Genomic DNA, 22,452 nt, shown 5'->3' on the forward strand with positions numbered 1-22,452 from the left:
ATGCCATGGCTGATCCTTGCGTTGATGGGCGCCGGCACCTTTATCTACGGCCTGACCACCCACGCCACCTTGTTGTGCCTGCTGGTCAAACCACTGCCGGTGCTGGCACTGCTGGGCTGGCTGCATGATGCGCCGCCCACTGACTATCGACGCTGGATCAGCCTGGGGCTGATTTTTTCCCTGGTCGGTGATGTGCTGCTCGCTTGGCCGGGCGACCTGTTTATCTTTGGCCTCGGCGCGTTCCTGTTTGCGCACCTGGCGTATCTGAAAGCCTATTTCAGCGATTGCCGCCGCCTGGCGGTGTTGCCATTGGTATTGGCGCTGGGTGTGGGGGCAATCCTGCTGAGTATTTTGATTTCCCACGGCCTCGGCGACTTGCTGATTCCAGTGGTGGTTTACGCCCTGGTGATCAGCGCCATGCTCTGGCGTGCGCTCGCACGGCTGGGCAGTGAAGTGCCCAAACGCTCGGCATGGCTTGCGGCAGCGGGGGCGGTGTCGTTTGTGTTTTCCGACACGCTGATCGGCATCAACCGGTTTGTGTTGGCCTTCGATGCGGCACCGTATTTGCTGATCACCACCTATTGGCTGGGTCAGTGGGGTATTACCGCTTCGGCTTTCCATCAGACAACCCGCGCACATGAGGGCCAACTTGGCTAAAATGCCGGCCTTTCCCCCCTCGTCGCCGGAACAACCGTGAGCAAAGAACCCGATCGCCTATTCGCCCAGCCCCTGCCCCAGGTGCCGGACTTCGCCTTTAACGAGGACGTGGTGCGGGTGTTCCCGGACATGATCAAGCGCTCGGTGCCGGGTTACCCGACCATCGTCGAGAACCTCGGCGTGCTTGCGGCGCAATTTGCCCAGCCGGGCAGCGTGCTTTACGACCTCGGTTCGTCCCTAGGCGCTGTGACCCAAGCCTTGCGTCGCCACGTGCGCACCGACGGCTGCCGGGTGATTGCAGTGGATAACTCCGCCGCCATGGTCGAGCGCTGCCGCGAATACCTCAACGGTCAGGACTCGATGTTCCAGGAGTTGCTGCCGGTTGAGGTGATTGAGGGCGACATTCTCGCGCTGCAATTTAAGCCTGCTTCGGTGGTGGCGTTGAACTTCACCCTGCAATTTATCGCGCCTGACCAACGCCTGGCGTTACTCGGGCGTATCCGCCAGTCGCTGCTGCCAGGCGGGGCGTTGATCCTTTCGGAAAAGCTGCGTTTCAACGATCCCGAAGAACACGCATTGCTCACCGACCTGCATATCGCGTTCAAACGCGCCAACGGCTACAGCGAACTGGAAATTGCCCAGAAGCGCAGCGCCATCGAAAACGTCATGAAGCCCGACAGCCTCGAAGAACACCGCGAACGCCTGCTGGCGGCCGGGTTCTCGAAAGTCGTGCCGTGGTTCCAGTGTCTTAACTTTGCCTCGTTGATTGCCTTGCCATGATTGATTTGTCCCCCCTCGCCCGCCACTTGGTCGGTACTCCTCTGGCCGTATGGGCCCAGGGCCTGCAAGCGCAGCTCGACAGCAAAATGGAAAAGGGTCACGGCGACCTGGAGCGCTGGCAAAGTGCGCTGGACGCACTGCCGCAGATCCAGCCCAGCGAAGTCGATTTGCTCAATGGCCTGACGCTTGATACCGATTGCGACGAGGCTACCCGCGCACAAATGCACACCGCCCTGATGGGCCTGAGCCCGTGGCGCAAAGGCCCGTTCAACCTGTTCGGCGTGCACGTGGACACCGAATGGCGTTCGGACTGGAAGTGGTCGCGGGTTGCACCGCACCTGGACTTGAAGGGCAAGCGCATCCTCGATGTGGGTTGCGGCAACGGCTATTACATGTGGCGCATGCTCGGCGCGGGGGCCGACAGCGTCATTGGCGTGGACCCGAACTGGCTGTTCTTCTGCCAGTTCCAGGCGGTGCAGCGCTACTTGTCCGAGCCAAAGGCCTGGCACTTGCCGTTCCCGTTTGAGGACCTGCCGTCGAACCTGGAAGGCTTCGATACGGTGTTTTCCATGGGCGTGTTCTATCACCGCCGCTCGCCGATCGAGCACCTGCTGGCGCTCAAGGACACACTGGTCAAAGGTGGCGAGTTGGTGCTGGAAACCCTGGTAGTGGACGGCGATCAGCAGCAAGTACTGGTGCCGGAAGACCGCTACGCACAGATGCGCAACGTGTGGTTCCTGCCGTCGGTGCCGGCACTGATGCTGTGGCTGCGCCGCGCGGGTTTCAGTGAAGTGCGTTGTGTGGATGTGAGCGTGACCACGGTTGAAGAACAACGCGGCACCGAGTGGATGAAGTATCAGTCGCTGAGTGATTTCCTGGACCCGGATGATCACAGCAAGACCATCGAAGGGCTGCCGGCGCCGATGCGGGCGGTGATTATCGCCAAGAAATAAACACTGATTTCCCTGACTAAATGGGGATCAAAATGTGGGAGCTGGCTTGCCTGCGATGGCGGCCAGCCCGACAACTCATCAGTGACTGATGCACCGCTATCGCAGGCAAGCCAGCTCCCACATTGGCTCCTCGGTGTTCTTTAGAGTGTGGGCTTGGCTCTGCGGGCCTTGAAGAATTCACTCAGTACCGTGCCGCATTCCTCGGCCAACACCCCGCCTTCATACAGCACCCGATGGTTGAGAAAGTCCTGGGTAAAAAACTGCCCCTGGCTTTGCACAATCCCGGCCTTGGGCTCCAGCGCGCCGTACACCACCCGCGCGATACGCGAATGCACAATCAAACCAGCGCACATGCTGCACGGCTCCAGCGTCACGTACAGCGTGCTGCCCACCAGACGGTAGTTGCTGATCGCCTGCGCAGCGGCGCGAATGGCGACCATCTCGGCATGGGCGCTGGGGTCGTTGCCGCTGATCGGGCAGTTAAAGCCACGGCCGATGATTTCACCGCCTTGCACCAGCACCGCGCCCACGGGCACTTCGCCAAGTGCCGCGCCCTGGGCGGCAAGGGCCAGGGCTTCGCGCATGAAGTGCTGGTCGCGGCTGCGGTCGATAATCGCTGCGGGGCGAATCTGGCGCATCACGCCACCTCGATGGCGGCCATCAGGCCGGTTTCCATATGGTCGATCACGTGGCAGTGAAACATCCACACGCCTGGGTTATCGGCCACCAACGCCACGCGCGCACGCTCGTTCTTGCCCAGCAGGTAGGTGTCGGTGAAATACGGAATCACCTTGTGGCGGTTCGAGGCGATCACCTTGAAGCTCATGCCGTGCAGGTGAATCGGGTGCTGGTACTGGGTCATGTTCTTCAATTCAAAAATGTAGCTCTTGCCCTTCTCAAGCCTGGCAATCGGGCGGTCGGCGCAGGTCTTGTCGGTGATGTCCCAGGCCTTGCCGTTGATCTGCCACAGGCTCGGCGGTTTGCCGTCATCCACCGACACGCTGCCGACCCACTCGAAATTGAAGTTGAGTTTCTCGGCATTGGCCAGGTCCGGCTCGGCAATCGGGTTGGCGGGCAGTGCTGGCGGCCATTCGCTCGGCGCGTCGGTATTGGCGACTGAACGGAAAGTGCCGAGACGCACCGGGCCGTTACGGATCGACAGCTCTTCACCCGCCGGTGGCGCCTTGATCGCCAGGCAAATGCGCATGCCCGGGCCCAGCCAGTATTCTTTGCCCAACGGGCGCGGCTCGATGGGGTTGCCATCCAGTGCGTAGATCTGCGCTTCAACGTCGGGGATGTTGAGGCGATACGTCAGGGTGTTGTCGAGGTTGAGCAAGCGCACGCGGGTGATCTGCCCGGCAGGCAGATCGATCACCGCCTGGGGCACGCCATTGATGGTCGACAACCGCCCGGCCGTGCCACCACGCGCCGCTTCACGGGGCACGCTGAAGGCGACAAAAGCGCCCTCTTCGTCCACGTGCCAGCTTTTCAGGCTCAAGGTGCATTCGTGTTTGAAACCGGTGGGCTCGCGCTCTTCGACAATCAGCGGGCCGACCAGGCCACGGCCAAGTTCTTCGCTGCTGTTCACATGGGGGTGATACCAGTAGCTGCCGGCATCGGGCACGCGGAATTTGTAGTCGAAATATTCACCGGGCAGTACCGGCAGTTGCGAGACGTAGGGCACGCCGTCCATTTCCAGCGGCAGGCGGATGCCGTGCCAGTGAATGGTGGTGGCGACCGGCAGGTGGTTGATAAAACGTACCCGCAGCCACTCGCCTTGGCGCACACGCAACTCGGTGCCTGGCGCCGAGGGGCCGAACGCCCAGGCTTCGGTCTTGTGGCCGGGCACCAGTTCCACGTCCAACGGTGCGGCAATCAGCTCGTAATCGTGGCCCGCGTTGGCCTCGGCGACTTTCCCCAGCCAGTAGCGATAGGCGCCACCGGCACCGACGCCCACGACGGCCAGGCCTGCCAGGCCACCCAGGATTTGTCGACGGGAAAAGGATCGGGACACAACAACCTCACGTATCTGCCGCAGGCCAGAGGCCCGCAAAGGGCAGATACGATACACCTGCATCGGCTAAACAGTAAGGCTTCGCATTGCCGCATGGCGAAAACGCCGATGAAGACTCTGAAGATTTCCTGTAGGAGCTGGCTTGTGTGGGAGCCGGGCTTGCCCGCGATACAGGCGCCTCGGTTTTTCAGTTTTACCGAGGTGATGCTATCGCAGGCAAGCCAGCTCCCACACAAGCCCGCTCCACAGGAGATTTCCAGTGTCTGATCAGTGCTTGGCAGCCGCCAGAATCAGGGCTTTCATTTCGGCAACCGCGCCTTTGAAACCGACGAACAGCGCATGCGCCACCAGCGCATGGCCGATGTTCAGCTCGTTGATGCCCTTGATTGCGGCCACGGCTTCGACGTTGTGGTAGTGCAAGCCATGGCCGGCGTTGACGATCAGGCCTTCGTTGAGGCCGCACTTGACGCCGTCGATGATGCGCTGCAGTTCCTCAGCCACTTCGGTGGGCGTGGTGGCATCGGCGTAACGGCCGGTGTGCAGTTCGATCGCCGGCGCGCCGACGCGACGCGACGCTTCGATCTGGCGCTCGTCGGCGTCGATGAACAGTGACACTTCGCTGCCGATCTTCGACAGGCGCTCCACCGCCGCCTTGATCCGCGCTTCCTGGCCGGCCACGTCGAGGCCGCCTTCGGTGGTGAGTTCCTGGCGGGTTTCCGGCACCAGGCAGATATGCGCCGGGCGGATGCGTTCGGCGAACGCCATCATTTCTTCGGTGACGCCCATCTCGAAGTTCATGCGGGTTTGCAGCACGTCCTTGAGCACCAGTACATCGCGCTCCTGAATGTGGCGACGGTCTTCGCGCAGGTGCACGGTGATGCCGTCGGCGCCCGCTTCTTCGGCGTCCAGCGCGGCCTTGACCGGGTCGGGGTAACGGGTGCCCCGGGCCTGGCGCAGGGTGGCGACGTGGTCGATGTTGACGCCAAGAAGAATGCGATTGCTGGTGGTCACGGAAGCGCTCCTGAAAAGGGAAAGAAACGCTGCACAGCATACACGGGCTTGTCAGGGCTTTCGAAACAACTCGCGACTGACCAGCGGGCGCCCGCCCAAATGCACGGCCAGCGCCTGGCGCATCAAGCGCTTGGCGGCGGACAAGGCGCCAGGCGCGGTCCAGTCCGCTTCGCTCATGGCCAACAGCTCGGTGCCCTGGAACAGGCCCGGTTGCAGCAGGTATACGCGCTCAAGGCCGGCGTCGACTTGCAGGCGGTACATACCGTCGGCGGCGATGGGGTCGCCGTGCAGGTCGTTGCTCAGTTCGAAGCCGTAGCCCAGATCGTCAAGCAAACGCCATTCGAAGGCGCGCAGCAGTGGTTCCAGCGGGCGACCTTCGGCCAGGGCCACAAGCGTGGCGGCATAGTGATCGAAGACGGCGGGGTGCGGGTCTTCGGCGGGCAGCAGGCGGATCAGCAGCTCGTTAAGGTAAAGCCCGCTGAACAGCGCTTCGCCATTGAGCCAGGCCGAGGTGCCGACGCTTTCCAGGCGGCCGACGTTTTTCAGCTCGCCCTTGCCACGAAACTCCACGTCCAGCGCCACAAACGGCCGTGCCAACGTACCCGCTTTGCCCCGCGCACTGCGCAACACCGCGCGCAAGCGGCCTTGGGGCGTGAGGAAATCCACCAAAGCGCTGGTCTCGCGGTAGGCGCGGCTGTGCAGGACGTAGGCGAGTTGGCTGGGGGGTGGGGTTTGGGACATGAGACGGGGAATCTCTAAAGAAGGAGAGCGCTTTTGTGGCGAGGGAGCTTGCTCCCGCTGGGCTGCGAAGCAGCCCCTATACCAGCCATAGAGTTACGTCAGGTAAAACGCGCCGACCTTGTTGGGGCCGCTTCGCGGCCCAGCGGGAGCAAGCTCCCTCGCCACAACAAGCCCACCCGCCATCAGGCGGAGGGTTACAGGTCGCCGTAGCCCAGGGAACGCAGCGCGCGCTCATCATCGGACCAACCACCTTTAACCTTCACCCACAGGTTAAGCATGATCTTGGAATCAAACAGCAATTCCATGTCCTTGCGCGCTTCGGTGCCGATGCGCTTGATGCGCTCGCCCTTGTCGCCAATGATGATTTTTTTCTGGCCGTCGCGTTCGACGAGGATCAGCGCGTGGATATGCAGGGTTTTGCCCTGCTGCTTGAACTCTTCGATTTCAACGGTGATCTGGTACGGCAGCTCGGCGCCCATCTGGCGCATGATTTTCTCGCGTACCAGTTCGGCGGCCAGGAAACGGCTGCTGCGGTCGGTGATCTGGTCTTCCGGGAAGAAGTGCTCGTTCTCCGGCAGGTGCTCGGCGATCACACGTTCCAGAGCGTCGAGGTTGTGGCCGTGCTGGGCCGAGATCGGGATGATCTGGGCGTTCGGCAGTTGCTCCTGCAACCAGCTGAGGTGCGGCATCAGCTCAGCCTTGTCTTCGATACGGTCGGTCTTGTTCAGCGCGACGATCAACGGGCCAGTGACGTACTGCACGCGCTCCAGAACCATTTGGTCTTCGTCGGTCCACTTGGTGCGGTCGACCACGAAGATCACCACGTCGACGTCTTTCAACGCCGCCGAAGCGGTTTTGTTCATGTAGCGGTTCAGCGCCTTCTCGCCACCTTTGTGCATGCCTGGGGTGTCGACGTAGACCGCTTGCACATTGCCTTCGGTCTTGATGCCCAGCATGTTGTGGCGGGTGGTCTGCGGCTTGCGCGAGGTGATCGCCAGCTTCTGGCCGAGGATGTGGTTCAGCAGCGTGGACTTGCCCACGTTCGGGCGGCCGACGATGGCAACATAGCCACAGCGTGTTGCGGTTGAATCAGTCATGGCCATTCTCCACGCCCAGGGCAATCAGTGCTGCAGCGGCCGCTACCTGTTCGGCAATACGACGGCTCACACCCTGACCTCGGCTTTTTTCATTCAATAAGGTGATTTCACATTCCACGAAGAACACGCGGCAATGGGGTTCACCCTGGATATCCACCACTTCGTAACGTGGCAGTTCGCAACCACGCGACTGCAGGTATTCCTGCAGGCGGGTCTTGGGATCTTTGTTGGTGTCGACCAGCGTCAGGCTCTCGATCTCCGACGCCAGCCAGGCGACTACGCGCTCCTTGGCGGTCTCCATGCCTGCATCCAGGTAGATCGCACCGATCAACGCTTCGAGGGCATCGGCCAGGATCGACTCGCGGCGAAAGCCACCGCTTTTCAGCTCGCCGGACCCAAGGCGCAGGTACTCACCCAGGCCGAAACCACGGGCCAGCACGGCCAGGGTCTCGCCTTTTACCAGGCGTGCACGCAGGCGTGACAGCTGGCCCTCGCGCGCTTGCGGGAAACGCTCGAACAGCGCCTCACCGGCGGCAAAGTTGAGGATGGCATCACCGAGGAATTCCAGGCGCTCGTTATTGCGCCCTGCAAAGCTGCGGTGTGTGAGGGCAAGGACCATCAATTCCTGATCCTTGAAGGTGTAGCCGAGCTGGCGCTCGAGACGGCTTAGAGAAACGCTCACGGTTTACCCATTTCTGTTTGGTGGCACCGGCGGCCATCGACGATTGACGCAGTGTTCAAATTCAAATCCTGATTGGTACAGCAAGGAGTTGGGCCAATAATTGTCCCAACCCCAGAAAAGCATTCGGCGCTGTGTTCACAGCGCCGCCTGTATTACTTGATCAGCCCGACCCGCGAGAAGTTCGGCAGGTGGCTGAGCTTGGGTTCCGGCCAGCTCATCCAGACCGCAAAGGCCTTGCCGACAATGTTCTCGTCGGGAACCATGCCCAGCAGGTCCTTGGGGATATTAGGGTCATCCCAATACCGGCTGTCGTTGGAGTTGTCACGGTTGTCGCCCATCATGAAGTAGTGCCCGGCAGGCACTTTCCATTCGGTGTCGGGCGGCGAGCGGTAGCGGCTCATTTCCTTGCGGATCTGGTGCTCTACTGCGCCGAGTTTTTCCTGATACAGCTCAGCGCTGCCCAGGGTGTTCGGCTCGGTGCCGATCAACTTCTCGGCTACCGACTCACCATTGACGAACAGGCGCTTGTCGCTGGTGTAGCGAATCACGTCGCCCGGCAGGCCCACGACACGCTTGATGTAGTTGACGTTCGGGTCGCTTGGGTAGCGAAACACCATCACATCGCCGCGCTGCGGGTCACCGACCGGGATGACTTTCTTGTCGAGCACCGGCAGGCGGATCCCGTAGGAGAACTTGTTCACCAGGATGAAGTCGCCCACGTCCAGGGTAGGTTTCATCGACCCCGAAGGGATCTGAAACGGCTCCACCAGGAACGAACGCAGCACCAGCACGATGAACAACACCGGGAAGAACGACTTGCCGTATTCAACCAGCAAAGGCTCTTTGTTCAGTTTCTCGATTGCCACCGCATCGGGCTGGCTGACGCTGCCCTGATACGAGGCGATCGCCGCCCGCCGACGCGGGGCGAAGAACACCAGATCGAGCAACGCCAGGAGACCGCAAACGGCAACGGCGATGACCAGCAACAGCGGGAAATTTAGTGACATAGGACCTAACTATCCAACCTGAGCACTGCAAGGAAGGCTTCTTGTGGAATTTCCACGTTGCCCACTTGCTTCATGCGTTTCTTACCGGCCTTTTGCTTCTCAAGCAGCTTGCGCTTACGGCTTACGTCACCGCCGTAGCATTTGGCCAGTACGTTCTTTCTGAGTGCCTTGACGGAGGTCCGTGCAATGATCTGCCCGCCAATGGCGGCCTGGATCGCGACATCGAACATCTGGCGCGGAATCAGTTCTTTCATCTTTTCGGTCAACTGGCGACCTTTGTAGTGCGCGTTGTCCTTGTGCACGATCAGCGCCAGTGCATCCACCTTGTCGCCGTTGATCAGCACATCCAGTTTCACCAGATTAGCCGATTGGTAACGGTCGAAATGGTAATCCAGCGAAGCATAGCCGCGACTGGTGGATTTGAGACGGTCGAAGAAGTCCAGAACCACTTCGTTCATCGGCAAATCGTAGGTCACTTGCACCTGGGTACCGAGGAACAACATGTCGTGCTGCACGCCACGTTTTTCGATACACAGGGTAATAACGTTGCCCAAGTGCTCTTGCGGAACCAGGATATTGGCCCGCACGATCGGCTCGCGCATGTCTTCGATGGAGGACAGATCCGGAAGCTTGGACGGGTTGTCGACGTAAATCGTTTCACCGGTTTTCAGCGCCAGCTCAAAAATAACCGTCGGCGCCGTGGTGATCAGGTCCAGGTCGTATTCGCGCTCGAGGCGCTCCTGGATGATCTCCATGTGCAGCATGCCCAGGAAACCGCAGCGGAAGCCGAAGCCCAGGGCATCGGAGCTTTCCGGGGTGTACTGCAACGACGAGTCGTTGAGGGTCAGCTTCTGCAGCGCTTCGCGGAAGTCTTCGAAGTCGTCGGAGCTGACCGGGAACAGGCCGGCGTAAACCTGCGGCTGGATGCGTTTGAAGCCCGGCAGCACGTCGACGTCAGGGGTGGAGCTCAAGGTCAGGGTGTCACCCACTGGCGCACCGTGAATGTCCTTGATACCGGCGATGATGAAGCCCACTTCACCGGCTTTGAGGTCGGTGGTGGCGGTGTGTTTCGGGTTGAATACACCGACGCTGTCCACCAGGTGGATCTTGCCGGTGGATTTGACCAGGATCTTGTCGCCCTTCTTCACACGGCCGTGGCGCACGCGTACCAGGGAAACAACGCCCAGGTAGTTGTCGAACCAGGAGTCGATGATCAACGCTTGCAGCGGATCTTCGTAGTTGCCGGTAGGCGCAGGAATGGTCTTGACCAGGCGCTCGAGCACTTCGTCAACGCCCAGGCCGGTCTTGGCGCTGCACTCGACGGCGTCGGTGGCGTCAATGCCGATGATTTTTTCGATTTCTTCTTTAACGCGGTCAGGATCGGCCTGGGGCAGGTCGATCTTGTTCAGTACCGGCATGACCTCAAGGCCCTGCTCGATCGCGGTGTAGCAGTTGGCCACGGACTGGGCTTCAACACCCTGGCCGGCATCGACCACCAGCAAGGCACCTTCACAGGCGGCCAGCGAACGGCTGACTTCGTAGGTGAAGTCAACGTGGCCAGGGGTGTCAATGAAGTTCAGCTGGTACTTGATACCGTCTTTTGCGGTGTAGTACAGGGTAACGCTGTGGGCCTTGATGGTGATGCCGCGCTCGCGCTCGAGGTCCATGGAGTCCAGGACCTGGGCTTCCATTTCACGCTCGGCAAGGCCGCCGCACATCTGGATGAATCGATCGGCCAGCGTCGACTTACCATGGTCAATGTGGGCGATGATGGAGAAATTGCGGATATGACTCAAATCACTCACGGATCAACACTCAAAAAGGCTGCAGGCAGATTGCCCGCTGAAAAATAGCCGGGAATTGTACCTGATGCTCGGGCCGGGCGTCATCTTTGCTGACCAGAACAAAAATGCCCCGGTCATATGAGCGGGGCATTTTTTGTGCATAAGCGCGGTATCAACCGGCCCGGCGCAACAGCCAGAACCCGGCCACGGCGCAGACCGCCGTCGGTACCAGCACCGCAAACAGCGGCGAGAAACCGAATACCAGGCTCGATGGGCCAAGCAGGTCCTGGGCGATGCGGAAGGTAAAGCCCACCAGCACGCCGGTAAACACACGCTGGCCAAGCGTTACCGAACGCAGCGGGCCGAAGATGAACGAAATAGCCATCAGCACCAACGCGGCGGTGACCAGCGGCTGCAACACCTTGACCCAAAATGCCAACCAGTAACGGCCATTGTTCAGGCCCTGATCCTTGAGGTAGTGGATGTAACTCCACAAACCGGAGATCGGCAGGCTTTCCGGGATCATGACCACGGTATTGAGCAGTTCCGGCTTCAGGGCAATGTCCCACTGTTCAGACGGCACATTGATCACTTCGGTGTAGGCCTTGATGCCCTGCCCCACATTACGGAAATACGTCGTGGTGACATCGTACAGCTCCCATTTCCCCTCGTCGTACTGCGCACGCTTGGAGAAACTGGAGGTCAGCATATGCCGCTCTTTGTCGAACGTATAACGCGTCACACCCACCAGCAAACCGCCCGGTTGCACGGCGTTGATGTGAATAAACTCATCACCCTGGCGGTGCCACAGGCCGTGCTTGGCGCTCTGCGCATCCCCCGAACCCTGGGCCAGGGCTCGATTGGCCTGGGCCGTGGCTTCGGTCGGTGGTGCTACGTACTCGCCGATCAGCACACTGCACGCCATCAGCAACAGCATGGGTTTCATGACGGCCCAGACGATGCGGCCGATGGAAACGCCCGCCGCTCGCATAATGGTCAATTCGCTGCTGCTGGCCAGGCTGCCCAGGCCGATCAGGCAGCCGATCAGCGCCGCCATCGGCATCATGTCGTAGAGGCGACGCGGTGCGGTCAGCGCCACGTAGCTCAATACGTGGGTGACGGTATAGGTGTCGGTGACGTTGCCCACTTCATCAATAAAGGCAAACAGGCACGCCAGGCCAAGGATGATGCCCAATACCGCCAGGATGGCGATCAGTACGCTGCTACCAATGTAGCGGTCGAGCTTAGCCACGAGCCAACTCCTTCAGGCCACGACGGCTCTTCATTTTCAAACGGATAGGTTCCCAGTAGAGCAGCCCCAGGCCGATCACCAGGAAGATCCCGTGCACCCACCACAGGCCCAGGGTTGGCGACAGCTTGCCCTTCTCCAGGGAGCCACGGGCGGAAATCAGGATGGTCAGGTAAGCCATGTACAAAAGGATCGCCGGCAACAGCTTGAGGAAGCGGCCCTGGCGCGGGTTGACGCGCGACAGCGGCACCGCCATCAACGTCACGATGAACACCAGCAGCGGCAGGGAGAGTCGCCATTGCAGCTCGGCAACGGAGCGCAGCTCGGGATTACCGATCAGCGATAGCGTCGGCAGTGCATCGCGGTCGGTGACCTCTTCACTGATGTCAGGCTTGGCCAGCATTACGCCATAAGTGTCGTATTTGACCGCCCGGTATTCCGCCAGCCCAGGGCTGCCGTCGTAGCGGTAGCCATTTTCCAGGATCAGGTAGCGGTTACCGTCAGGGCGTATTTCCTGGCGCCCGCTGTTGGCTACCAGAATCGAAATACCGCGGTCCTTCTGGTTCAGGCCGAGGTTTTTCTGCGAGATGAACACACCGCCAAGGTTAGAGCGGTCGTCGGTCATGGTTTCGGTATAGGTGACCCGCGTGCCGTCGTTGAGCGCCTGGAAGCGCCCGGGCTCCAGGGTATCGAACTCGGTCATCGCGTCCTGCTTGTTCAGCAGCAGCTGGAACTGCATGGCGCCCTGGGGCGCCAGGCTCATGCTCAACCAGGCCACCACCAGCGCAACGCCGGTGGCCGGCACCATGGTCATGGCCAGCAGACGCTGCTGGCTCATGCCGGTGGCCGAAAGCACGGTCATTTCACTTTCAAGGTAAAGCCGGCCATAGGCCAGCAGGATGCCGAGAAACAGGCCAAGCGGCAGGATCAGCTGCAAAAAACCCGGCAGGCGAAAGCCCATGATCAGGAACAACGAGCCCGGATCCAGGGCGCCCGAGGCCGCCTGGGCGAGGAATTTGACGAAACGACCACTCATGGTGATGACCAGCAATACCGCACTCACGGCACTCAGGGTCAACAGGACTTCGCGGGACAGATAACGGAAGACGATCAAACCAGACACTCCAGGGTTGTCAGGCTAAGGCGGCCAAACAAGCAAGCATACCGAGTCGACCCACATGCACGGGCCGGCTAAAAAGATTGCGCATTATCCTGTGATTGACCGCGCCTGTCACGGTGCTTGCTCATACGCGCGCACAAAGCGTGCTGCAAGGGTTGTCAGGCTGCTCTGGCGAGGTTCAAACTGCGGCCTTTGTCGCGGGCGGTTTACAAAGCTGCCAAGCATCAAAGCCTGCGTACAGACGCCAGGCTCACAGACCTTAAATAAGGGACCCGAAAATGGAATTGGTTGTAAAAAGCGTTAGCCCCGAAACGTTGAAAACCGCCACCCTCGTGGTCGCCGTCGGCGAAGGGCGCAAGCTCGGCGTCGCCGCCAAGCAACTGGACGAACTGAGCGGCGGCGCCATCAGCGCGGTCCTCAAGCGCGGCGACCTGGCCGGCAAAGTCGGCCAAAGCCTGCTGCTGCAAAGCCTGCCCAACCTTAAAGCCGACCGTGTATTGCTGGTGGGCGTGGGCAAGGACGCCGAACTGGGCGACCGCCCGTTCCGCAAAATCATCAGCGGTATCCTCACCACTCTTAAAGGCCTGGGCGGCACCGATGCGGCACTGGCCCTCGATGAAATCGTCGTAAAAGGCCGTGACAGCTACGGCAAGACCCGCCTGCTGGCCGAAAGCCTGGTGGACGGCGGTTACGTCTTCGACCAGTTCAAGAGCCAGAAGGCCGAACCGCGCGCCATCAAGAAAATCACCCTGCTGACCATCAAGGCCGCCCAGGCTGAAGTCGAGCGCGCCGTCACCCACGCCACCGCCATCGCCAACGGCATGTCGTTTACCCGTGACCTGGGCAACCTGCCGCCGAACATCTGCCACCCAACCTACCTGGGCGAACAAGCCAAGGCGCTGGGCAAGGAGTTCAAGGGCCTGAAGGTTGAAGTGCTGGACGAGAAGAAGATCAAGGAACTGGGCATGGGCTCGTTCTATGCCGTGGGCCAGGGCAGCGACCAGCCGCCACGCCTGATCGTGATGCAATACAACGGCGGCAAGAAGTCCGAGAAGCCTTACGCGCTGGTCGGCAAAGGCATCACCTTCGACACCGGCGGCATCAGCCTCAAGCCGGGCGCCGGCATGGACGAAATGAAATACGACATGGGCGGCGCCGCCAGCGTGTTCGGCACCCTGCGTGCCGTGCTGGAACTCAAGCTGCCAATCAACCTGGTGTGCATCCTGGCCTGCGCCGAGAACATGCCGAGCGGTGGTGCTGCACGCCCGGGCGACATCGTCACCACCATGAGCGGCCAGACTGTCGAGATCCTCAACACCGACGCCGAAGGCCGTCTGGTGCTGTGCGATGCCCTCACCTACGCCGAACGCTTCAAGCCACAGGCCGTGATCGACATTGCCACCCTGACCGGTGCCTGCGTGGTCGCCCTGGGCGCTCACACCTCGGGCCTGCTGGGTAACAACGACGAGTTGATCGAGCAACTGCTCAGCGCCGGCAAGGCTGCCGACGACCGCGCCTGGCAACTGCCGCTGTTCGACGAGTACCAGGAACAACTGGACAGCCCGTTCGCCGATATCGCCAACATCGGCGGCCCTAAAGCCGGCACCATCACCGCCGCCTGCTTCCTGTCGCGCTTCGCCAAGAACTTCAACTGGGCGCACCTGGACATCGCCGGCACGGCCTGGACCAGCGGCGGCAAGGACAAGGGCGCCAGTGGCCGTCCGGTTCCTCTGTTGACCCAGTACCTGCTGGATCGCGCCAAAGCCTGAAACTGAAGATTCCGGGGCGGCCTTCACGGCGCCCCGGTCTCAGGAACCGCAATGACCCAAGTCGACTTCTATATATTGCCCAGCGCCGATCCCTCTGCGCGCCTGGACTTTGCCTGCAAACTTACCGAAAAAGCCTGGCGCATGGGCCACCGCATCTACCTGCATTGCAGCGATGCCGCTCAGCGTGAAGACCTTGACGCCCGCCTGTGGCGCTTCAAGGGCGAAAGCTTCGTGCCCCACGGCCCCGCCGAGTCCGAACCCGAAGGCCTGATTGTGCTGGGTTTGGGCGACAACTGCGGCGATCACCAAGACCTGCTGGTGAACCTCGACCTGAAAGTACCGGCCTTTGCCAAGGCTTTTGCCCGCGTGGCGGAAGTGGTGGTCGAAGACCCGGCTATTCGTCAGGCCGCGCGGGAGAGTTTCCGTTTCTACCGCGAACAGGGCTATCCTCTGCAAGATAACCGGCTACAACGACTTTGAGCACACGATGGACACTCCAAACCCGCTGAAAAAAGACGACCACTTGCTGGACGACCTGGAGTCGATCCGTCAATTGCTCGGTGATGATGAGTTGCAACCGCCGCTGCTGACCGAATCGGTCGAGGGCGAGGTACAGATTCCGCTGTTGTTCGACATGGTCGGTGGCAAACCTGCCGCACCTGAACCTGTCACACCAGCCCCCACTGCAGAACCGGCACCTGCCGCAGAAAAAGCGCCCGACGCGTTGCTGCTGCACCTGGACAATGAACTGCGTGCCGCCGCGCAACTGATCATGCAGGATGTGATCGACGACTTTGCCCCGCATATTGAAGCCGAGATCAAACGGCGGATGGATGCGCGCATGGAGCGGTTGCTCAATCAATACCAGTCCTGAGCCAGGATGCCTGTCCAGAATGCCTATGTCGCGATGCGGTCGGTGCCAAGGAGGGCATGCACCCACTCACATCATGACATGACCACCTGTCGTAACTGGTATTTCTAACAGTAGATGCACCAGCGATTTTGGACAAAGCTCATCTGAAATTATCCCTCGTCGGAGATTTACATGATGGGCGTTCCCACTCTGTTCTATCCAATTACCGAATGGACACCTGTGCGCTTCCCGATTTTCTTCGGCGAAGGAACTCCAGGCCAACCTGTCTCCATATGTCAATCAGGTACCGGTCTAGTCGTTGCACAAACAACCGTCGATGAAAACGGTAACTGGCTGACTCAATCCGATATAGCGCTACCTTTGGGCCCCTATTCTGTCTCCGCCTATTACGACCTGAGCCAAGGGTATGCACCCAATCTTGCCTTTCACGTTGGCGACCCTTCTCCAATGGCAGGAAACGGCCCCTCCGAGTCAGATAACTCCCCCGTTCTCACCAGCCTGACTATCGTTGACTCCCTTCGCCCGCGGCTTACAGGGACGGCACCACCGAATGCGACTGTGGTGATTGCCCATTCGGGTGGCAGCGTTTACTACGCTTCAGAGGGTGCGGACAGTAATGGCTATTGGGAAGCCACGCCGACTACTGACCTTGTCGTTGATGCCAATAACTGGGTAGACCTTGCGTTGATCGCGAATGATGCCGGGGGCAACGCTTTATCGCCTTGGGTGGGTGTTCAGTTGACGGTTTTGTTGACAAGCGGCGCTGGCTCTGCCCTGCCGCCAGGCAGCCCACCCAAACTCACCAGCTCCAGCACTGTCACTTCGCTGCTCCCCACGCTGCAAGGCAAAGCACCGGCCAATGCGAACGTTACGGTGTACCAGTACAACGGCGCGCAACTGGGCAAAACCCTCGCAGACGCTAACGGCGACTGGTCAATGCCATTAACTCTGGATCTCACCGTTGACCCGAGCACTAAACAATCGCGGATTTCGCTTGGGCTGCTCGACGCCAATGGACAGCCTGGCAGTTGGGCGGAGGATGTGTTTTTGACGGTGAATCTTGCCTCGGGTGGCTCTGCCCTGCCGCCAGGCAGCCCACCCAAACTCACCAGCTCCAGCACTGTCACTTCGCTGCTCCCCACGCTGCAAGGCAAAGCACCGGCCAATGCGAACGTTACGGTGTACCAGTACAACGGCGCGCAACTGGGCAAAACCCTCGCAGACGCTAACGGCGACTGGTCAATGCCATTAACTCTGGATCTCACCGTTGACCCGAGCACTAAACAATCGCGGATTTCGCTTGGGCTGCTCGACGCCAATGGACAGCCTGGCAGTTGGGCGGAGGATGTGTTTTTGACGGTGAATCTTGCCTCGGGTGGCTCTGCCCTGCCGCCCGGCAGCCCGCCCAGACTCACCAGCTCCAGCACTGTCACTTCGCTGCTCCCCACGCTGCAAGGCAAAGCACCGGCCAATGCGAACGTTACGGTGTACCAGTACAACGGCGCGCAACTGGGCAAAACCCTCGCAGACGCTAACGGCGACTGGTCAATGCCATTAACTCTGGATCTCACCGTTGACCCGAGCACTAAACAATCGCGGATTTCGCTTGGGCTGCTCGACGCCAATGGACAGCCTGGCAGTTGGGCGGAGGATGTGTTTTTGACGGTGAATCTTGCCTCGGGTGGCTCTGCCCTGCCGCCCGGCAGCCCGCCCAGACTCACCAGCTCCAGCACTGTCACTTCGCTGCTCCCCACGCTGCAAGGCAAAGCACCGGCCAATGCGAACGTTACGGTGTACCAGTACAACGGCGCGCAACTGGGCAAAACCCTCGCAGACGCTAACGGCGACTGGTCAATGCCATTAACTCTGGATCTCACCGTTGACCCGAGCACTAAACAATCGCGGATTTCGCTTGGGCTGCTCGACGCCAATGGACAGCCTGGCAGTTGGGCGGAGGATGTGTTTTTGACGGTGAATCTTGCCTCGGGTGGCTCTGCCCTGCCGCCCGGCAGCCCGCCCAGACTCACCAGCTCCAGCACTGTCACTTCGCTGCTCCCCACGCTGCAAGGCAAAGCACCGGCCAATGCGAACGTTACGGTGTACCAGTACAACGGCGCGCAACTGGGCAAAACCCTCGCAGACGCTAACGGCGACTGGTCAATGCCATTAACTCTGGATCTCACCGTTGACCCGAGCACTAAACAATCGCGGATTTCGCTTGGGCTGCTCGACGCCAATGGACAGCCTGGCAGTTGGGCGGAGGATGTGTTTTTGACGGTGAATCTTGCCTCGGGTGGCTCTGCCCTGCCGCCCGGCAGCCCGCCCAGACTCACCAGCTCCAGCACTGTCACTTCGCTGCTCCCCACGCTGCAAGGCAAAGCACCGGCCAATGCGAACGTTACGGTGTACCAGTACAACGGCGCGCAACTGGGCAAAACCCTCGCAGACGCTAACGGCGACTGGTCAATGCCATTAACTCTGGATCTCACCGTTGACCCGAGCACTAAACAATCGCGGATTTCGCTTGGGCTGCTCGACGCCAATGGACAGCCTGGCAGTTGGGCGGAGGATGTGTTTTTGACGGTGAATCTTGCCTCGGGTGGCTCTGCCCTGCCGCCCGGCAGCCCGCCCAGACTCACCAGCTCCAGCACTGTCACTTCGCTGCTCCCCACGCTGCAAGGCAAAGCACCGGCCAATGCGAACGTTACGGTGTACCAGTACAACGGCGCGCAACTGGGCAAAACCCTCGCAGACGCTAACGGCGACTGGTCAATGCCATTAACTCTGGATCTCACCGTTGACCCGAGCACTAAACAATCGCGGATTTCGCTTGGGCTGCTCGACGCCAATGGACAGCCTGGCAGTTGGGCGGAGGATGTGTTTTTGACGGTGAATCTTGCCTCGGGTGGCTCTGCCCTGCCGCCAGGCAGCCCACCCAAACTCACCAGCTCCAGCACTGTCACTTCGCTGCTCCCCACGCTGCAAGGCAAAGCACCGGCCAATGCGAACGTTACGGTGTACCAGTACAACGGCGCGCAACTGGGCAAAACCCTCGCAGACGCTAACGGCGACTGGTCAATGCCATTAACTCTGGATCTCACCGTTGACCCGAGCACTAAACAATCGCGGATTTCGCTTGGGCTGCTCGACGCCAATGGACAGCCTGGCAGTTGGGCGGAGGATGTGTTTTTGACGGTGAATCTTGCCTCGGGTGGCTCTGCCCTGCCGCCCGGCAGCCCGCCCAGACTCACCAGCTCCACCACCGTAGACTCGCTTCGCCCATTACTCACCGGCAAAGCGGCAGCCAATGCCATTGTTTATGTTTACCTCAGTGGTGGCTCCGTTCTGTTTGGAAAACCCAAAGCAAACATCAATGGCGATTGGCAACTGCAATTGAGTCAGGATCTTTACCCCGAGTCGACATCCCTCGCTATTGCAGAGTTTGATGCCAACGGTACACAGGTGTCAGGCTGGGAGGGCGTCACCCTGACCGTGCGCAAGACATAAACCAGTCTGGTCGCACGGTACCTGGTGACGCGCGAAGCGCAATGACTCAGCGTGCGATACCAGCGACCAAGCGCCCATTTCACGGGGCTAAAGCGGTCTGAACGGCAGCGTATTGCCAGAATGGGCTTACGTAACAATTACCCCCGCTCAAAAACATAGTGCCAGCCTATGTAAACCACATCGAGTTCAACTGGGTGATGCAGTTTTTTACATCGCCCATCACCTCGCCCTACGCGCGCTGGCTCATCCCCGCTATACTTCCCGGCTTTTCCTGAATAAATGCCAATAGGGTCCCGCCGCGCATGGATAAGACCTACCAGCCGCACGCCATTGAAACTTCCTGGTACAACACTTGGGAGTCCGAGAACTATTTCGCCCCGCAAGGTGCGGGCGAGTCCTACACCATCATGATTCCGCCACCGAACGTCACTGGCAGCCTGCACATGGGCCATGGCTTCAACAATGCGATCATGGATGCGTTGATCCGTTTCCGCCGCATGCAGGGCCGTAACACCCTGTGGCAACCGGGCACCGACCACGCCGGTATCGCCACGCAGATGCTGGTGGAACGCCAGCTCGAAGCCACCGGCCAGAACCGTCACGACCTGGGCCGCGAGAAGTTCCTGGAAAAGATCTGGGAATGGAAGGATCAGTCCGGCGGCAATATCAGCCGTCAGATCCGTCGCCTGGGTTCGTCTGTGGACTGGAGCCGCGAGCGCTTCACCATGGACGACGGCCTGTCGGAATCGGTGAAAGAAGCCTTCGTGCGCCTGCACGAAGACGGCCTGATCTACCGCGGCAAGCGCCTGGTCAACTGGGACACCAAGTTGCACACGGCCATTTCCGACCTCGAAGTGGAAAACCACGACGAGAAAGGCTTCCTGTGGAACCTCAAGTACCCGCTGGCCGATGGCGCCAAGACCGCTGAGGGCAACGACTACCTGATCGTCGCCACCACGCGTCCGGAAACCATGCTCGGAGACGCCGCCGTGGCGGTTAACCCGAACGATGAACGCTACCAGGCACTGATCGGCAAATTCGTCGAGCTGCCATTGGTCGGCCGTCGTATCCCGATCATCGCGGACGACTACTGCGACCCTGAATTCGGCACCGGCTGCGTGAAAATCACCCCGGCCCACGATTTCAACGACTACGAAGTCGGCAAGCGCCACAACCTGCCGCTGTTGAACATCTTCGACAAAAACGCCGCCGTATTGCCGGCCTGTCAGGTGTTCAATCTGGACGGCACGCTGAACGACAGCATCGACGGCAAGATCCCGGCCGAATACGCCGGCCTCGACCGTTTCGAAGCGCGCAAGCAGATCGTGGCCGCCTTTGACGCTGCCGGCTTGCTGGTGAGCGTTGACGACCACGGCCTCAAAGTGCCGAAGGGCGACCGTTCCGGCACCGTAATCGAGCCGTGGCTGACCGACCAGTGGTACGTGTCCACCAAACCATTGGCCGAGCCTGCGATTGCTGCCGTGGAAGACGGCCGCATTCAGTTCGTGCCCAAACAGTACGAAAACATGTACTTCTCGTGGATGCGCGACATCCAGGACTGGTGCATCAGCCGTCAGCTGTGGTGGGGCCACCGCATTCCGGCCTGGTACGACGAGTCGGGCAAGGTGTACGTAGGCCGCGATGAAGCCGAAGTGCGTGCCAAGCACAACCTCGGCGCGGACATCGCCCTGCAACAGGACAACGACGTACTCGACACCTGGTTCAGCTCGGGCCTGTGGACCTTCTCGACCCTGGGCTGGCCGCAACAGACCGAGTTCCTGAAGAAATTCCACTCCACCGACGTGCTGGTTACCGGCTTCGATATCATTTTCTTCTGGGTTGCCCGGATGATCATGCTCACCATGCACTTGGTGAAGAACGAAGACGGCACGCCGCAGGTGCCGTTCAAGACCGTGTACGTACACGGCCTGGTGCGGGATGGCCAGGGCCAGAAGATGTCCAAGTCCAAGGGCAACGTCCTTGACCCGCTGGACATCATCGACGGCATCGACCTGGAAACCCTGGTGCAGAAACGCACCTCGGGCCTGATGCAGCCAAAACTGGCCAAGAAGATCGAGAAGCAGACCCGCGACGAGTTCGCCGACGGCATCGCCAGCTACGGCACCGACGCCCTGCGTTTCACGTTCTGCTCGCTGGCGTCCACCGGTCGCGACATCAAGTTCGACATGGGCCGCGTCGAAGGCTATCGCAACTTCTGCAACAAGATCTGGAACGCTGCACGTTACGTGCTGGATAAAGGCGAAGACTGCGGTCAGAACGGCGAAGCAGTCGAACTGAGCCTGGCCGATCGCTGGATCATCTCGCAGCTGCAACGCACCGAAGCCGAAGTGACCCGCCAGCTCGACCAGTTCCGTTTCGACCTCGCCGCACAGGCCTTGTACGAGTTCATCTGGAACCAGTATTGCGACTGGTACCTGGAACTGTCCAAGCCGGTACTGTGGGACGAAAACTCGCCGATCGAGCGCCAGCGCGGCACCCGTCGCACCCTGGTGCGCGTACTGGAAGTGGCACTGCGCCTGGCGCACCCGTTCATGCCGTTCATCACCGAAGAGATCTGGCAACGCATCGCGCCGCTGGCCGGTATCGAAGGCAAGACCATCATGCTGCAACCTTGGCCAGTGGCCAATGAAGCACGCATCGATGAGGCGGCCGAAAGTGATATCGAATGGCTCAAGACCCTGATGATGGGCACGCGTAACATCCGTGCCGAGATGAACATCGGGCCGGGCAAGCCGTTGGCGGTGTTTGTAAAGAACGCCAGCAGCGAAGATCAGCGTCGCCTCACTGAGAACGACGCACTGCTCAAGAAGCTGGCGAAGCTGGAGTCGATCACTGTATTGGCGGCTGGCGAAGATGCGCCGCTGTCTGCGACCGCATTGGTTGGCGAGATGGAAGTGCTGGTGCCGATGGCAGGTTTGATCGACAAAGGCGCGGAACTGGCGCGTCTTGATAAGGAAATTGCGCGCCTGCAAGGGGAAGTGCAGCGGGTGGGCGGCAAGCTGTCTAATGCGGCGTTTGTCGACAAGGCGCCGGCTGAGGTGATCGATAAGGAACGTGCAAAATTGTCTGAGGCTGAACAAACATTGGCCAAGTTAGGGGAACAATATGCACGTATTGCCAACCTATAAGAAACTCACCACCAAAGAGAGGCTTTCGGACCTAACGCTGGTCTGTTAGCCCTCTCGG

18 protein-coding genes are annotated in these 22,452 nt (G+C 60.3%); 8 read left to right on the plus strand and 10 right to left on the minus strand.

Annotation, left to right across the window (positions count from 1 at the left end):
• From AB4P96_RS26250 to cmoB, 3 genes are read left to right on the plus strand one after another with little or no spacing between them, the layout of a single operon-like run.
• The gene (locus AB4P96_RS26250; protein WP_099548485.1) at positions 1-657 is read left to right on the plus strand and encodes a lysoplasmalogenase; all 657 of its coding nucleotides are present in this window, start codon (positions 1-3) and stop codon (positions 655-657) included.
• 36 nt (positions 658-693) lie between these two features.
• Positions 694-1,437, plus strand: a complete 744-nt coding sequence (gene cmoA / locus AB4P96_RS26255; protein WP_017136302.1) for a carboxy-S-adenosyl-L-methionine synthase CmoA — start codon at positions 694-696, stop codon at positions 1,435-1,437.
• Positions 1,434-2,390, plus strand: a complete 957-nt coding sequence (gene cmoB / locus AB4P96_RS26260; RefSeq protein WP_170036338.1) for a tRNA 5-methoxyuridine(34)/uridine 5-oxyacetic acid(34) synthase CmoB — start codon at positions 1,434-1,436, stop codon at positions 2,388-2,390. Before cmoA ends, cmoB begins: the two co-directional genes overlap by 4 nt.
• Positions 2,391-2,530: 140 nt before the next feature.
• On the opposite strand, the gene tadA is transcribed toward cmoB, so the two are convergent.
• The 10 genes from tadA to lptF all read right to left on the minus strand — a co-directional run bounded on the left by tadA (position 2,531) and on the right by lptF (position 13,089).
• On the minus strand, positions 2,531-3,028 hold the full coding sequence (gene tadA, locus AB4P96_RS26265) for a tRNA adenosine(34) deaminase TadA (RefSeq protein WP_170036336.1): 498 nt from the start codon (positions 3,026-3,028) through the stop codon (positions 2,531-2,533).
• Entirely contained in the window at positions 3,028-4,404 is a 1,377-nt protein-coding gene (locus tag AB4P96_RS26270) for a multicopper oxidase family protein (RefSeq protein ID WP_170036334.1), read from the minus strand. The genes tadA and AB4P96_RS26270 overlap by 1 nt, the downstream gene beginning before the upstream one ends.
• A gap of 267 nt (positions 4,405-4,671) precedes the next feature.
• Positions 4,672-5,415 carry a pyridoxine 5'-phosphate synthase gene (gene pdxJ, locus AB4P96_RS26275; protein WP_017136297.1) on the minus strand — a complete coding sequence of 248 codons (744 nt, stop codon included), beginning with the start codon at positions 5,413-5,415 and terminating at the stop codon, positions 4,672-4,674.
• 51 nt (positions 5,416-5,466) lie between these two features.
• Positions 5,467-6,156 (minus strand): DNA repair protein RecO, encoded by a 690-nt coding sequence (gene recO / locus AB4P96_RS26280; protein WP_017136296.1) that lies wholly within the window; start codon positions 6,154-6,156, stop codon positions 5,467-5,469.
• A 194-nt stretch (positions 6,157-6,350) separates the two neighbouring features.
• Positions 6,351-7,253, minus strand: a complete 903-nt coding sequence (gene era, locus AB4P96_RS26285) for a GTPase Era (protein WP_016978271.1) — start codon at positions 7,251-7,253, stop codon at positions 6,351-6,353.
• Positions 7,246-7,935, minus strand: a complete 690-nt coding sequence (rnc, locus tag AB4P96_RS26290) for a ribonuclease III (protein WP_017136295.1) — start codon at positions 7,933-7,935, stop codon at positions 7,246-7,248. Before rnc ends, era begins: the two co-directional genes overlap by 8 nt.
• A 152-nt stretch (positions 7,936-8,087) precedes the next feature.
• The gene (lepB, locus tag AB4P96_RS26295) at positions 8,088-8,942 is read right to left on the minus strand and encodes a signal peptidase I (RefSeq protein ID WP_017136294.1); all 855 of its coding nucleotides are present in this window, start codon (positions 8,940-8,942) and stop codon (positions 8,088-8,090) included.
• Between the two features lie 5 nt (positions 8,943-8,947).
• Positions 8,948-10,747, minus strand: coding sequence for a translation elongation factor 4 (lepA, locus tag AB4P96_RS26300; RefSeq protein ID WP_003210439.1), 1,800 nt, complete (start codon positions 10,745-10,747; stop codon positions 8,948-8,950).
• Between the two features lie 151 nt (positions 10,748-10,898).
• The gene (lptG, locus tag AB4P96_RS26305; RefSeq protein ID WP_017136293.1) at positions 10,899-11,978 is read right to left on the minus strand and encodes an LPS export ABC transporter permease LptG; all 1,080 of its coding nucleotides are present in this window, start codon (positions 11,976-11,978) and stop codon (positions 10,899-10,901) included.
• On the minus strand, positions 11,971-13,089 hold the full coding sequence (gene lptF / locus AB4P96_RS26310) for an LPS export ABC transporter permease LptF (RefSeq protein ID WP_017136292.1): 1,119 nt from the start codon (positions 13,087-13,089) through the stop codon (positions 11,971-11,973). The genes lptG and lptF overlap by 8 nt, the downstream gene beginning before the upstream one ends.
• Positions 13,090-13,373: 284 nt before the next feature.
• Here lptF and AB4P96_RS26315 point away from each other — a divergent pair, with 284 nt between their 5' ends.
• The 5 genes from AB4P96_RS26315 (at position 13,374) to AB4P96_RS26335 (ending at position 22,394) form a co-directional block, all read left to right on the plus strand.
• Positions 13,374-14,864 carry a leucyl aminopeptidase gene (locus AB4P96_RS26315; protein WP_395600281.1) on the plus strand — a complete coding sequence of 497 codons (1,491 nt, stop codon included), beginning with the start codon at positions 13,374-13,376 and terminating at the stop codon, positions 14,862-14,864.
• A 51-nt stretch (positions 14,865-14,915) separates the two neighbouring features.
• Entirely contained in the window at positions 14,916-15,344 is a 429-nt protein-coding gene (locus AB4P96_RS26320; protein ID WP_395600282.1) for a DNA polymerase III subunit chi, read from the plus strand.
• Positions 15,345-15,351: 7 nt separating this feature from the next.
• The gene (locus AB4P96_RS26325) at positions 15,352-15,738 is read left to right on the plus strand and encodes a DNA polymerase III subunit chi (protein WP_395600283.1); all 387 of its coding nucleotides are present in this window, start codon (positions 15,352-15,354) and stop codon (positions 15,736-15,738) included.
• Positions 15,739-16,299: 561 nt separating this feature from the next.
• Positions 16,300-19,245, plus strand: coding sequence for a hypothetical protein (locus AB4P96_RS26330; protein ID WP_395600284.1), 2,946 nt, complete (start codon positions 16,300-16,302; stop codon positions 19,243-19,245).
• Positions 19,246-19,547: 302 nt separating this feature from the next.
• Complete coding sequence (locus AB4P96_RS26335; RefSeq protein ID WP_395600285.1) at positions 19,548-22,394, plus strand: valine--tRNA ligase; 2,847 nt, start codon at positions 19,548-19,550, stop codon at positions 22,392-22,394.
• Positions 22,395-22,452: the final 58 nt, after the last annotated feature.

It is taken from the genome of Pseudomonas sp. B19125 (genome assembly GCF_044218855.1).
GTDB lineage: Bacteria > Pseudomonadota > Gammaproteobacteria > Pseudomonadales > Pseudomonadaceae > Aquipseudomonas > Aquipseudomonas edaphica.